Origin of the sequence: Candidatus Vicinibacter proximus (genome assembly GCA_016713905.1) — a bacterium.
GTDB lineage: Bacteria > Bacteroidota > Bacteroidia > Chitinophagales > Saprospiraceae > Vicinibacter > Vicinibacter proximus.
Window position 1 is genome coordinate 289,931 of record JADJOE010000002.1, and the last position, 13,416, is coordinate 303,346.

A 13,416-nucleotide genomic window follows, 5' to 3' on the forward strand; every position below is an offset into this window, starting at 1 on the left:
ACTAGATGAAGAATTTAGATGGAAAAACGATAAACAAACCCGATTACATTTCTGTCAATTAATCTCTATTGCCCAACAAAATGCTAACTTTGCAGCCCAAAATTTATTTTGATGAATATTAATATTACATTTCCGGATGGCAGAGTACAGGAATATCCTCAGGGAGTTAGTGCTCTTCAGGTGGCACTATCCATTAGTGAAGGTCTTGCCCGCAACGTTTTATCTGCCAAAGTAAATGGAGAGGTTATTGACGCTACAAGACCGATTTCAACGGACTGCACTTTGCAATTGCTCACCTGGAATGATAAAGAAGGAAAATCCACCTATTGGCATTCTTCCGCGCATCTCATGGCAGAAGCAATTGAGGCGCTTTATCCGGGTACGTTGTTTGGTATTGGACCAGCGATTGAAAATGGATTCTATTATGATATAGATACTCAGGGAAAACAATTGTCGGGTCATGATCTTGCTCAGATTGAATCCAAAATGATTTCTCTTGCACAGCAAAAATCGGATTATATCCGAAAAGAGATCGGTAAATCAGACGCCATTGCTTATTTTACGGAAAAGAAAGACCCTTATAAACTGGAGCTTTTGGAGGGCCTTCAAGATGGACAGATCACTTTTTATACACAGGGGAACTTTACAGATTTATGCCGCGGTCCGCACATACCAAATACGGGATTTATTAAAGCTGCCAAATTAACCAATGTGGCAGGCGCTTATTGGCGTGGGGATGAGACCAGGCCCCAGATGACTAGAATTTACGGCATCACTTTTCCAAAGCAAAAAGAATTGGATGAATACCTCATTTTGCTGGAGGAGGCCAAGAAAAGAGACCACCGCAAACTTGGACAGGAATTGGAGTTGTTTATGTTTTCCGATCGTGTCGGAGCCGGTCTGCCAATATGGTTACCTAAAGGAACAGCGCTCAGGCAAAGACTCGAGGATTTCCTTAAGGCTGAACAAATCAAGAGAGGCTATACGCCAGTAATTACTCCGCACATTGGCCATAAGAATCTTTACATTACAAGCGGTCACTGGGAGAAATACGGGAAAGATTCTTTTCAGCCGATACTTACTCCCAGGGAAGGTGAAGAGTTTCTCTTAAAACCCATGAACTGCCCGCACCATTGTGAAGTTTTTGGGCATAAGCCAAGGTCCTACAAAGAATTACCCATCAGGATCGCAGAGTTTGGTACCGTTTATCGATATGAACAGAGTGGGGAGTTGCATGGATTAACCAGGGTGCGTTGTTTCACCCAGGACGATGCACATATTTTTTGTACGGATGATCAGGTAAAGGCAGAATTTTTAAATGTTTTGGATCTCACCATGTATGTCATCAAAAAGCTTGGATTTGAGCATTTTACTGCTCAGATAAGCCTTAGGGATCCGGAAAACAAAGAAAAATACCTGGGTTCAGACGAAAATTGGAGTAAAGCAGAACAGGCTATTATTGATGCGACCAAGGAGGTTGGCCTTCCAACCACTACAGAATTAGGGGAAGCCGCCTTTTATGGTCCAAAACTGGACTTCATGGTAAAGGATGCTTTGGGTCGTAGCTGGCAATTAGGCACTATTCAGGTGGATTACAATCTTCCTGAACGCTTCCAGTTGGAATACATTGGCGCAGACAATTCCAAACATCGTCCCGTAATGATACATAGGGCTCCCTTTGGTTCGATGGAGCGATTCATAGGGGTTTTGACCGAACATTGTGCCGGTAAATTTCCACTTTGGCTGGCTCCTGAACAATATGGCATACTTACCGTCAGTGATAAGTATCAGGAATATGCTGAATCTGTCCATAGTTTGTTGCAAGATCAGGGACTACGCGGATTTATCGATGACCGGGTAGAATCGATTGGTAAGAAAATCAGGGATAATGAAGTAAAGAAAATTCCTTTTATGTTGATTGTTGGTGAAAAAGAGCACAATGATCAAACCATTGCGGTTAGAAAACAAGGTTCGGGAGATCAAGGAAGCCAGACAGTGCCGGAATTTGTTAACCTGATTAAAAGCCAACTTTAAACTTCCTGTATTGATTCCGGATCGTGCACATGATTTTCAAGATCAGGTACTGGAATTTTTATCCGGAGTTTATGAAAAGTTGCCAGTACTTCCAGACGGTATAAATCTCATCGAAACATCTGTAGGATCTTCGGCAGATCCATTAATTCGACAGTTTTATTCAACATTCTATTCAGATAATAAAAAAAGAAAATTAATTCTCGGTATCAATCCCGGAAGGCATGGTTCAGGAACAACCGGTATACCATTTACTGATGGCATTCATTTAAACACAGATTGCAACATTCCAAACACAATTAATAGTAAAGAATTGTCTGCTCAATTCATGTATGAGATGATGCAATCTTTTGGAGGTGCGGATATTTTTTATCAACAGTTTTTTATTTCTTCTGTCAGCCCACTGGGGTTTACTAAAATGGGAAAGAATTTTAATTATTATGATGATCAAGAATTTACCAATAGATTGACGGAATATATAGTTCACCAAATGAACCGACTTATAAAACTGCCATTAGACAAAGAAAAAATCTATTGTCTTGGAGAAGGTAAAAACTATAAATTTTTGGTCACCCTTAATGAGCAGCATAAGTGGTTCAGTCAAATTTATCCACTTCCCCACCCTAGATTCATCATGCAATATAAAAGAAAGGAAAAAAGCAAATTTATTCAAAAGTACCTGCAAGCACTCTCTGAATATTAACGATGCGTTGACTAAATGTTAATCTCCTTTAACAAGCCTTAAAATCACTTTGTCTATTTTTGCACAAATATTAAAAAATACAAAATGAAAAAATTATCAATTCTATTCGTTTCTTTTCTTGTGGTAGTAGCATGTAAAAATGTAGACCAATTCAGAGCACCAATTGAGGCACTTACTGCTGAGTGGTCTAAAGCAGGTACTGCTGTAACGGATGCTGGTACTCAAGTAAGCGCTGTTGCTTCTTCTCTTACTGCACTTCAGGACAGTATGATGATTGATCCTGCACTTAAGCTTAAACCTGCTACAGTAACCGTACTGGACAGCATCAAAAACACCTTCATGGCTCAAGTTCAAGGTTTAGGAAATTTAAGTACAGAAATCGCAGGATTTTCTGAAAAATGGGCTACAATGACTGCTGAAGTTGATGCTTTAAGCACAGGTCTTAAAGAAGGTAAATTGGAAGGAGATGTAATGGCAAAAATCAATGAATTAAAAACATCTGCTGCTTCTGCTGCAAGCATGGTTGATGGTTGGAATTCAAGCACTATGAGTGCAAAAGAAGCTGCAATGAAAGCTTATGATGCATTCAAACAAACAATGATGGCGAAGTAATCTTCAACCAATATTGTAAAATATAAGGGGACGAATTATCGTCCCCTTTTTTTTTCATGTCTCAAGCTTTATACAGTAATTTGTTTCCCTTTAGCGTAGCTTACTTCCCTTAAGTATCTAGATGAATTAGTAAAAGCCCTCTATATTTGCATCATTCCAACACTTCAACAAAAAACTTAGCAAGTTCATGCAGGAAAGACATAAAGACCGGAAACTCTATTTCAACGAACAATCTGCCACGACAGAAAAGTATGTCATCCCTTACATACAGGAAATCAGAAAATTTGATGCCAGCTCTTTTATCCTTGAAGTGGGTTGTGGAGAAGGAGGAAATTTGGAGCCATTTTTAAAAATGGGGTGCAAAGTTTATGGCATTGATATTTTGGATCATCAAATTCAAATTGCCAGGGAAATTTTTGCACATCATCCCATGCATCATAATTTAAATTTAATTGCACAAGATATTTACAAAATCAAGCCGGAAGATCTTCCTTCCTTCGATGTTATTTTTCTAAGAGACGTAATTGAACACATTCCGGATCAGCAAAAATTTATGCATTTCATTAAATCCTTTTTAAAGGATGATGGTGTAATATTTTTTGGTTTTCCTCCTTGGAGAATGCCTTTTGGCGGACATCAGCAGGTATGCCAACACAAGCTTCTATCCAAGCTTCCATACTTTCATTTACTACCACAGTTTTTATATGCCTCTGTTTTGAAATCTTTTGGAGAAAGTAAGGCTCTTATTGATGGGTTGAAAGAGGTAAAAGAAACAGGAATCAGTATTCATGAATTCTTTCGATATTTAAGAACATCCGGTTTTGAAATTGCCCGAGAGAATCATTATTTGATCAATCCAAACTATGAGATTAAATTTAATTTAGCTCCACGAATGTTGCCATCAATATTCAAAATCCCATGGTTGTGTGATTTTTACACCACCGCTGTTTATTGTGTGGCGAAAAAGAAACTTTAGTCAAATTAGAGATGGATTCCAAGCATACCAAATACACCAAATAAATGCAGTAAGGTAAATATCATGATGGCGATTAAAAAATAATAAGCCACCTTGTCTGCATTAGGAATTTTACTGACCGTGTGCGCGGTTATCCAACCGCCTGCCCCCTGACCCAAAGCAATGGTTCCCCCTATTTTCCAATCTACATAACCCATAACATGAAAAATTCCAATTACAATTATGGTGTATGAAGTGACCATAAGTACTTTTACGGCATTGGCTTCAATGATCGGCAGCTTTGCAACGTATACCATTACAGCAAGAAAAAAAATCCCCATGCCCATTTGAATAAAGCCACCATAAAATCCCAATGCAAGAAAAACAGGTATGTAAATCCATGGTTTTAGACCAGATGCAAACATTACTTTGCTTGTCCATTTTTTTGATTGAATGATCATCAGGATCAACAAGGATAGCACCAGATATTTGTAGACTTCTTTGAATCCATCCGGACTTATACGGATCGCCACAAGAGCCCCGATAATGGCCCCAATAATGCCAATTACCAAGTAGTGCCAGGTTTCTTTTAATGGAATTTTTTTATTTCTTTGGAAAGCTTCTAGACTGGCCAGGCCTTGTATAAATATCCCGATTCTGTTTGTTCCGTTGGCCAAATTACCAGGCATTCCCATGATTTCAGTTAAGAAGCCTAAAGTGAGAACAGATCCATTACCGGCAAGGGTGTTTATGCAACCGGCGATAAAACCACCTATTATAGCCAGAAATATCTCATAGGACGTCATTTTCTTCCTTGATTTCCTGACACAATTCTACCAGCACACCATGGCTAGATTTAGGATGAACAAAACAAATGAGTTTATTGTCTGCTCCCCTTTTAGGTTGATCATTTAACAAAATAAATCCTTCCGCTTTTAATCTGGCCATTTCTGCATAAATATCGTCTACTTCAAAAGCAACATGATGAATGCCTTCACCCCTTTTTTCAATAAACTTTGTGATCGGAGAATTGTCGTCTAGTCCTTGCAATAATTCTATTTTGCTTTCTCCTATTTTAAAAAAAGAGGTCAACACTTTTTCTGATTCCACCTCTTCCTCCTTATAAGGATTAACCCCTAGCAAATTGGCATATAAGTCATTTGATTCTGCAATATTTTTTACAGCAATGCCTAAGTGTTCAATTTTTTTTAATCGGGAGATCATATATCGATTTAAATGAAAGTTGCTTAGCCAAAAAGTTCATATTTTATTTGTCCGCGATCAACCTTTAATTCATTTATAAGATGCAACACGGTTTCATCAATAATTTCTGTCCAGCCACAAATCATAAATATGTTTTCCTTAAGTGCGCGATACTTTTCATTCAAATAAACAGGATGCACATATCCTTTATGAAAAGTCAGGTTTTCTGCATTTGGTGGCAATTTTGTTTCCCGCGACAAACAAATACTGGCCTTAAAATTTTTCAGATACTTTGCCCAGTCTACTATTTCCTCATAGTATAAAATATCTTTTTCTTTTCTGACTCCAAATATCAGATGGATGCCTTCATGCTTCATCCCATTTTTCTCTACCTCCTGGATCATGGAACGAAAAGGTACAATTCCTGCTCCGGTACAGATCATGTTCAAGGTACTTCCGACATTAGAGGGAAGAATAAAACCTCCATCCGGACCTTTAAATTTCAACACATCCCCTTTATTGATATCTTCAAAAAAATATCTGCTTGCCAACCCGCCCTTTTTATAAGAAATGCACAATTCAATCATGTTACTTCCATCCCAAGCATTTGCAACGGAATAACTCCTCCAACGCTCTGCACGTTTCTGACCCATTGGTAAATCAAAAGTAAAAAACTGTCCGGCAGCATAAGGCAATGCTTGTTCTGATTTTATCTTAAACCAAAACCTACGGGTGGTTGCAGATTCTATTTTCTGACCAATATATTCAGCTTCATGCCATTGCATATTTAGGTTAGCATTAGATTAAATAATAAAGTAAAAGTAACTCCTAGGGCACCAAATCTTTAAATGGGATGAGCTTTGAATATCCTTTGCTTGCAAAATAATCTTCGGTTTCCTTTTGATTCTTATCACTGGAGACTAGAACCATGTCGCCACCCCAGGCACCAAGACTTTTTACAGCACCCCAATAGTCAGGGAACAACCGATCTTTGACTTTTGTTTCTCCTAGGTAATCTGACACCATTTTTTCATGTTCATTGACCCAATTTTCAAAACCGGTAAGCGATTTTAGGTCTAACAACTTCTCCGTCATGTCGCTGGCTTTCTTAATTAAACCTTTATCCGGATTCTTGGTGCGAGCTGCTTTGACAGCTTCCCGAGAATTTACTTTTGTTTGCAAAGGCAGAAAATAAAGTTGACCTGCAAATCCCGGATGAAAGTCGACTTCTTCCAGATCTATGCTGCCGTCTCCAAGAGTATAGAGAATTGGACCTTCAGAATTGGCACAAGCGACATCATAACCGGAACCATTCTCTATGTCAAAATAAAGATGATAAGGGTTTACATCTGCCCAGGAAGCCATGTTGTTGATGAGTGTAGAAGAGGATCCCAGACCCCAGTTTAGTGGAAAGTCGAGATAATGATCCACTTTATATTTTTTCCAGTGGGAAAGAAATTCAGAATTGTTATTGCAGCAAGCTTTAAAGATCTTCCTCAAGTATTTGGCGGCAACTTCGTCCGTGGATTTGACTACATCAAGACCCATCAGGTCTATCTCTGCTTCAAACCATTTTTTTCCATTGTTATCGTATGAATTCCAGAGCACTTCAGAACCGGATAGTTCCTGAACCTTCATCCTTTGCCCTAATTTCGTAGGGAGAGCCAGGCAAGTTGCGCCATGTAAAACCAAGTATTCTGCACTTAGTAATACTTTACCCCTAGAGAAATATTCAGCTTTAATATATATAAATTTTTAAAATCGTTGCGAAGATACATTGTAAAATTAAATATGTCAACTTTAGGGGCTTTTTTCGCAGATATCTTTTAAGTGTTTTGACCTGAAGAATATTCTGATCTTAAATCATTAATGAACAAAAGTCGACTGGGTTGTATAAACAAATATTTAAAAAAGCATTGGGGATAAAAAGAGGAATGACTCTTTTCGCTATATGGCGGTATTAAATCTTGTTAATTATTTCTCTCCGTTACAAAATAGCATACTTTTTCAAGAGACGCACGTGCTTCATTATCCGGTAATGTCTTCAGAGAACCCAGTGCCTTGTCACGAAAATCCATCATGCTTTTAGATGCTTCAATTACACCATTATGGTCAAGAATAAAACGTATCGCAGCTTGAATTACCTTTGGGTCTTCAGAGTTTGCACGAATCTGATTGATTAATTGCCTGGATTTTTGTGAAGGTGCGTTTTTCAAAGCGATAATCAGAGGAAGTGTCATTTTTTTTTCCTTGATGTCATTGATCCTGGGTTTTCCTACACTTTCTTCCGACAAATCCATGAGATCGTCCTTTATCTGGAAAGCCATGCCTAAATCGGATCCAAACTGATGCATCAGCTTTAGCATTTCAGGATCTTCACTGGTACTCAATACCCCACAGCTGACCGAAGCGGCAATCAATGAGGCAGTCTTCTGTCGAATGATGCGGTAATAAATATCTTCATTGATATCCAGCCTTCGGGCTTTTTCCAATTGCAACAATTCACCCTCGCTCATGTCTGTAACTGCCTGAGACAATATTTTCAACATAGAAAACTGATCTCTTTCCAATGCTACCAATAAACCTCTGGACAAAAGATAATCCCCTACAAGCACGGCGATTTTATTTTTCCAAAGCGCATTGATCGAAAAAAAACCTCTTCTCTGTTCGGAATCGTCGACAACATCATCATGCACTAAAGTTGCCGTATGCAATAGTTCTACCATGGTTGCCGCTGCAAAAGATTGCGCATTGATCGGACCAAATACTTTTGCAGATAGCAAACTGATAAGCGGTCTGAATTGCTTGCCCTTGGTTTTTACAATGTAGTAACTGATCTTATCCAGCAATGGAACTTTACTTGCAATGGCGGCCTTAAAATGGGTTCCAAATTGCTTGAGTTCCTCTTTTATTGGCAACTTAATTTCCTCGAGACTAGCTTTCATGATCTTGGCCCAAAGATAGGGTAATCAAATGATGAATAAACAATTCTTCTCATCATTTGGACGGGGTCATGAACCCCGGTTTGAGCAGAATAGCCTATCTTGCACAAAAATATTACCTAGTGCTGCAGCTTTTCAGGAAAAATATGCTTTTCAATGTGCTCCTGATTATTCCGTATGCTTTTATTTTACACTTGGGCGCATGGTTTAGACCATTTCCCTTGATCATTGAATCAAAATCCTGGTTTTTTAATCTGATTTTTAGAGATTATATTCAAGACCTTTCCTTTACTTTTTTTTCATCCTCCATATTAATAGCATTTCAGGCTATTTTGATCAACCGAATCGTAAATAAATTCAGGATGAACCAGGATGCTCAGCTGTTCCCAGGAGTTATTTTTATTTTGTTTTGCAGTTTCCATCAGGATACCATAAATTTTAGTCCCGTACTCTTAGCAAACTTATTTTTTATTCTTGCTCTTGGGAACATTCTGGACATCTATGTAAAGAAAACTGTTCCTCTTCAATTATTTAATTTCGGCCTTTTTATTGGACTTGCCAGTCTTTTTTACATGCCTTATTACATCTTTATTTTTTTAGGTATTGTAGCCATTATCCTTTTAAGAGGCCTTTCTCTCAGGGAAGTTCTTCAAATTATTGCAGGATTTTTTAACGTTTACTTTTTATTGTTTACCTGTTTATATTTTATTAGAACGGAACATGTATTTTTTCCATCTGAAGCAAACGGTTTTTTCAGACCTTACATATTTTCATTTCAAATAGGATCCAAAGGTTTTGTGCACTTTGGAATGATGATTCTAATGCTATGCACCGTTTTGGTACAATATAATTTTTTTCAAATTAGACGCTCCATTATTATTCAGAAATATTACGATCTGATTTTTTGGGCCTTGTTAATTTCGTTTTTTTCAATGTTGTTTTTGGATGTCAGCAGCGTCAGTCATCTTATCATACTGATTACGCCAATTTGTTTTCTTATAGGATTATTGGTGACCAAAATTAAAAATCCTTTAATTTTAGAAACCCTTCATCTGATCTTTGTCTTTTCAGCCTTATTTTTGCAACTTCAAAACTGGTAATTATGAAATTTGGTGTAATCACTTTCCCGGGTTCCAATTGTGATGATGACATGTTGTACGTCCTTGGGCAAGTTTTTGGATATAAAGTTGTTCACATTTGGCATAAAGAAACCAAACTAGAAGGGTTCAATCCCGGAGATTGCATTTTTATACCCGGGGGATTTTCTTTTGGTGATTATCTCAGATGTGGAGCAATTGCAAGATTTAGCCCTATCATGGAAGATGTTATTCGCTTTGCACGAAATGGGGGGATGGTTATTGGCATTTGCAATGGGTTTCAAATACTCTGTGAAGCCGGACTTTTGCCGGGACAATTGCTGCTTAACGAAAACCAGCATTTTATATGTAAGAATGTTTACTTGAAGGCCGCAACCAAGGATAGTCCTCTGACCTACGACCTAGATCTCCACCGGGCTTATAAAATTCCAATAGCTCATGCGGAAGGAAGATATTACGCAGATGAAAAGACTTTAAGCGATTTACAAAAAAACAATCAAATCCTTTTCCAATATTGTGATGAAGATGGAAAAGTATCCGCATCTTCAAACGTTAATGGAGCATGCCTGAACATTGCGGGAATCTGTAATGAAAATAGAAACGTTTGTGGAATGATGCCACATCCAGAACGAGCTTCAGAAGAAGCATTGGGTAATACGGATGGTAAGTTTTTGTTTCACAGCCTTTTCTCCTGGCTCAAAGAACATTATGCGCTCATAGCTTAGACTGGTTAATTAACCGTTAAAAGCGCGGACCGGATTCGTCTCCCTTTCTGTTTTATTCTAAATTTGTAAAAACAAAATTTATGCGGTTATCTCTCAGCTTGATGTTTCTTTTGAATTATTGCATGATTTCTTATGCACAAATCTTGAATCCTGTGCATTGGACAACTGAGACCAAAAAAGTAAGCGACAAAGAATACGAACTTATTTTTAAAGCCAAACTGGACAAAGGCTGGGCCATTTATAGCCAAACCTCTGATCCGGAAGCAGCATCCCCTACAGAGGTAACTTTTACCAATGGTGCCCATTTTGAAGTTTTGGGGAAAACCCAGGAAATTGGAAAAAAGAAAGAAGGCCCTGAACCTTTGTTCGAAAATAAAATTGTCAGCAAATATTACGACCATGTAGATTTTGTGCAGAAGGTAAAAATCAAAGATCCCTCTAAGCCTATTAAGGCATCTGTTTATTACATGAGTTGTGACAGCGAACAATGTATTCCCCCCACTCCAAAAGAATTTGTTTTTAATCTGGAAGGCACCACTGCTTCAACGGATGAAAGCCCAGCAGGCATTGCACCAGTGGCCGTTACAATGAATGGACAAAGCGGTTCCAACGAAATATATGACCCGGTAAAAGTAGTAGCCAGGATAAAAAAGTTAAATGAGACATCTTACCAAATTGAATTGGATGTAAAAATTGACCAGGGTTGGTTCATTTATTCCAATAAAATCGGTGATGAGGGACCTATTCCTTCATCCATTGACTGGGAGGCCGCAACATCTTATAAAAAATCAGGAGATCTTCAAGAAACAAGTGAGCACCAGATTAAAGGATTTGATGACATCTTTGAAATGGAATTGATCAAATACAAGGAACATGTTGTCTTTTCTCAAAATATTGAAATAAGTGATCCTGCACAGGCCATTAAGGGAGTATTCACATACCAGACTTGTGATGCAACCAAGTGTCTGCCACCTAAAAGTTTAGGATTTGAAATAGATCCGAAGAATGTAAAAATTATGCTTGAAGGTGCCGGAAGTTCTACCGGATCCATAATTGACGGAAACAATATAGATCAGACCATTCCAAGCATTGCAAGTACTTTAGCTAATCCAGTCGGCAATTGCGGCGAAGAAAGGGTAAGAGGCACAAATTATTTCTGGACATTGTTATTTGGATTTCTGGGGGGCTTGCTTGCTTTGCTTACTCCATGTGTTTTTCCAATGATTCCATTGACCGTTTCCTTTTTCACAAAAGGTAGCAAGGATCGTAAATCAGGTGTAAAGAATGGATTAATTTATGGATTAAGCATCATTGTAATTTATGTAGCCATAGGATTATTAATTACCGCAATTTTTGGCGCTACGGCACTAAATGAATTATCCACCAACTGGATTGCCAACGTATTATTTTTTATCATTTTTGTGATTTTTGCATTTTCATTTTTTGGTTATTTCGAAATCACGCTACCCAGCAGTTGGTCAAACAAAACAGATTCCATGGCGGACAAAGGTGGTTTGATCGGAACCTTTTTCATGGCATTTACTTTAGCCATTGTATCCTTTTCCTGCACAGGCCCTATTATTGGATCGGCTATTGTTGAATCTGCAAAAGACCCTGTGGGTCCTGCCATAGTCATGTTTGGCTTTTCGCTTGCCCTTGCTTTGCCATTTGGTTTATTTGCTGCATTCCCTGCCTGGTTGAACAGTCTTCCTAAGTCCGGATCCTGGATGTCCAGTGTAAAAGTTGTACTGGGATTTCTTGAGTTGGCTCTGGCCTTAAAATTTTTATCTGTCGCAGACATGACTAAACATTGGGGAATATTGGGTTATGAGATTTTTATGGGTTTATGGGTATTGATATTTGCACTGATGACCATTTATCTATTTGGTTTTATAAAATTTCCACACGATAGTCCGGTGAAAAAACTGGGACCTGTAAGATGGGCTTTTGCACTTGGTGCTTTGTTTCTTACATTTTACCTTGGCAGCGGTTTTAGATACGTTCCGGAGTATAGTTCTTACCATTCTTTGTCTATGATGAGCGGTCTTGCACCTCCATCCACATACAATTATTTTTTACCTCCACCAGTAATCAACTCAGACATTAAATCGAAATATCCTTCTTACACCAAATGTGCAAACAATATTGATTGTTTTAAGGATTACCATGAAGGCCTTGCCTATGCTAAAGAAACCGGCAAACCCCTTTTTGTGGATTTTACCGGTTATGGCTGTGTCAATTGTCGCAAGACTGAAGAACACATTTGGGTGAATGACAAGATTCGTAAGAAGTTGATTGAAGATTTTGTTTTGGTCTCTTTATATGTTGACGACAGAGCTCCGTTGGACGCTCAATTGGTTTCTTCTGTTACCAAGAATCCAATCCGCAACATTGGCAACAAATGGGCAGATTTTCAAATCGTAAACTTTAATCAAAATTCACAACCGCTATATGTGATGATGAGTCCTGATGAAAAAATTTTAGCCAAGCCAAGAGGATACCGAGAAGGAGTAGAATCATATAATCAATTTCTGGACTGCGGCCTTGAAGCTTTTAGAAATGAACAAGGCAAAGTAGGGGCGCATTAAAAACCTTTTTAATCAGAACCCGATTGAAGAATAATTTTTCGGATCACAATCATTTTAGAAAAGCTTAAAAATCATCCAGGCAAGGTCTGTCTATTCTAAAATGCCCATTTAAAATATTGATTGTCATTCGCCTTATAACTTTTAAAAAGTAGTGAATAGGATCCTCTATAAATTTAACCTGTTCTTTGCATTAGAATTTTGATTCTTAGTCCAAACACCTCTAAATATATACTATGCCGCTTTCGCACCTACCTCCTGGAGGAGTGCCAAAAGTTGCACACTTTCCACCTGAGGGGAGAGATCTCCTTCACTTGCAACCATTGTAAGTTTGACCAATCCAAAAGTCGGATTGTGATCGGACACCTGCAACAAAAGATCCACCATGGTTGGTAATCCTAACTCTCAAACTTTCGCATCTCGCCTGATGACTCCATCGGCTTGGCCTGTCTGTTACATGTAGTTAAACGGACCTACAAGCTGGAAGCAGTGAGTCAGGGTAGCGCTAAAAGTCGCCACGTTTGTTATTGGTCGGACAAATCATTTACTTATGGAAAAGTCGC

General features: G+C 38.3%; 13 protein-coding genes. 7 read left to right on the forward strand and 6 right to left on the reverse strand.

Annotated elements, in window-relative coordinates:
- The first annotated feature begins 111 nt into the window (after positions 1-111).
- The 4 genes from thrS to IPJ83_07650 all read left to right on the forward strand — a co-directional run bounded on the left by thrS (position 112) and on the right by IPJ83_07650 (position 4,322).
- A complete protein-coding gene (gene thrS / locus IPJ83_07635; GenBank protein MBK7880413.1) occupies positions 112-2,034 on the forward strand; it encodes a threonine--tRNA ligase in 1,923 nt (640 codons plus the stop codon).
- A 10-nt stretch (positions 2,035-2,044) separates the two neighbouring features.
- The gene (locus IPJ83_07640) at positions 2,045-2,734 is read left to right on the forward strand and encodes a DUF4918 family protein (protein MBK7880414.1); all 690 of its coding nucleotides are present in this window, start codon (positions 2,045-2,047) and stop codon (positions 2,732-2,734) included.
- 84 nt (positions 2,735-2,818) lie between these two features.
- Positions 2,819-3,346, forward strand: a complete 528-nt coding sequence (locus IPJ83_07645; GenBank protein MBK7880415.1) for a hypothetical protein — start codon at positions 2,819-2,821, stop codon at positions 3,344-3,346.
- 187 nt (positions 3,347-3,533) lie between these two features.
- Positions 3,534-4,322: a class I SAM-dependent methyltransferase gene (locus tag IPJ83_07650; protein ID MBK7880416.1), complete on the forward strand. Its 789-nt coding sequence runs from the start codon at positions 3,534-3,536 to the stop codon at positions 4,320-4,322.
- 5 nt (positions 4,323-4,327) lie between these two features.
- Here IPJ83_07650 and IPJ83_07655 read toward each other — a convergent pair whose 3' ends face one another.
- The 5 genes from IPJ83_07655 to IPJ83_07675 form a co-directional block, all read right to left on the reverse strand.
- Positions 4,328-5,107 (reverse strand): sulfite exporter TauE/SafE family protein, encoded by a 780-nt coding sequence (locus tag IPJ83_07655; protein ID MBK7880417.1) that lies wholly within the window; start codon positions 5,105-5,107, stop codon positions 4,328-4,330.
- Positions 5,094-5,525 carry a methylmalonyl-CoA epimerase gene (gene mce / locus IPJ83_07660; protein MBK7880418.1) on the reverse strand — a complete coding sequence of 144 codons (432 nt, stop codon included), beginning with the start codon at positions 5,523-5,525 and terminating at the stop codon, positions 5,094-5,096. Before mce ends, IPJ83_07655 begins: the two co-directional genes overlap by 14 nt.
- A 23-nt stretch (positions 5,526-5,548) precedes the next feature.
- Positions 5,549-6,289 carry an FAD-dependent oxidoreductase gene (locus IPJ83_07665; GenBank protein ID MBK7880419.1) on the reverse strand — a complete coding sequence of 247 codons (741 nt, stop codon included), beginning with the start codon at positions 6,287-6,289 and terminating at the stop codon, positions 5,549-5,551.
- Positions 6,290-6,332: 43 nt separating this feature from the next.
- The gene (locus IPJ83_07670) at positions 6,333-7,142 is read right to left on the reverse strand and encodes a GHMP kinase (GenBank protein ID MBK7880420.1); all 810 of its coding nucleotides are present in this window, start codon (positions 7,140-7,142) and stop codon (positions 6,333-6,335) included.
- Between the two features lie 332 nt (positions 7,143-7,474).
- Complete coding sequence (locus IPJ83_07675; protein MBK7880421.1) at positions 7,475-8,449, reverse strand: polyprenyl synthetase family protein; 975 nt, start codon at positions 8,447-8,449, stop codon at positions 7,475-7,477.
- Positions 8,450-8,517: 68 nt separating this feature from the next.
- Here IPJ83_07675 and IPJ83_07680 point away from each other — a divergent pair, with 68 nt between their 5' ends.
- The 3 genes from IPJ83_07680 to IPJ83_07690 all read left to right on the forward strand — a co-directional run bounded on the left by IPJ83_07680 (position 8,518) and on the right by IPJ83_07690 (position 12,856).
- Positions 8,518-9,546, forward strand: a complete 1,029-nt coding sequence (locus IPJ83_07680; GenBank protein ID MBK7880422.1) for a hypothetical protein — start codon at positions 8,518-8,520, stop codon at positions 9,544-9,546.
- 2 nt (positions 9,547-9,548) lie between these two features.
- Positions 9,549-10,268 (forward strand): phosphoribosylformylglycinamidine synthase subunit PurQ, encoded by a 720-nt coding sequence (gene purQ / locus IPJ83_07685; protein MBK7880423.1) that lies wholly within the window; start codon positions 9,549-9,551, stop codon positions 10,266-10,268.
- An 80-nt stretch (positions 10,269-10,348) separates the two neighbouring features.
- Complete coding sequence (locus IPJ83_07690; protein MBK7880424.1) at positions 10,349-12,856, forward strand: thioredoxin family protein; 2,508 nt, start codon at positions 10,349-10,351, stop codon at positions 12,854-12,856.
- A 231-nt stretch (positions 12,857-13,087) separates the two neighbouring features.
- On the opposite strand, the gene IPJ83_07695 is transcribed toward IPJ83_07690, so the two are convergent.
- Positions 13,088-13,240 (reverse strand): hypothetical protein, encoded by a 153-nt coding sequence (locus IPJ83_07695; protein MBK7880425.1) that lies wholly within the window; start codon positions 13,238-13,240, stop codon positions 13,088-13,090.
- Positions 13,241-13,416: the final 176 nt, after the last annotated feature.

Coding starts and splice junctions, on each gene's coding strand:
- thrS (MBK7880413.1), top strand. CDS start 112: ATGAATATTAATATTACATTTCCGGATGGCAGAGTACAGGAATATCCT.
- IPJ83_07645 (MBK7880415.1), top strand. CDS start 2,819: ATGAAAAAATTATCAATTCTATTCGTTTCTTTTCTTGTGGTAGTAGCA.
- IPJ83_07650 (MBK7880416.1), top strand. CDS start 3,534: ATGCAGGAAAGACATAAAGACCGGAAACTCTATTTCAACGAACAATCT.
- IPJ83_07655 (MBK7880417.1), bottom strand. CDS start 5,107: ATGACGTCCTATGAGATATTTCTGGCTATAATAGGTGGTTTTATCGCC.
- mce (MBK7880418.1), bottom strand. CDS start 5,525: ATGATCTCCCGATTAAAAAAAATTGAACACTTAGGCATTGCTGTAAAA.
- IPJ83_07665 (MBK7880419.1), bottom strand. CDS start 6,289: ATGCAATGGCATGAAGCTGAATATATTGGTCAGAAAATAGAATCTGCA.
- IPJ83_07670 (MBK7880420.1), bottom strand. CDS start 7,142: ATGAAGGTTCAGGAACTATCCGGTTCTGAAGTGCTCTGGAATTCATAC.
- IPJ83_07675 (MBK7880421.1), bottom strand. CDS start 8,449: ATGAAAGCTAGTCTCGAGGAAATTAAGTTGCCAATAAAAGAGGAACTC.
- IPJ83_07680 (MBK7880422.1), top strand. CDS start 8,518: ATGAACCCCGGTTTGAGCAGAATAGCCTATCTTGCACAAAAATATTAC.
- purQ (MBK7880423.1), top strand. CDS start 9,549: ATGAAATTTGGTGTAATCACTTTCCCGGGTTCCAATTGTGATGATGAC.
- IPJ83_07690 (MBK7880424.1), top strand. CDS start 10,349: ATGCGGTTATCTCTCAGCTTGATGTTTCTTTTGAATTATTGCATGATT.
- IPJ83_07695 (MBK7880425.1), bottom strand. CDS start 13,240: ATGGTGGATCTTTTGTTGCAGGTGTCCGATCACAATCCGACTTTTGGA.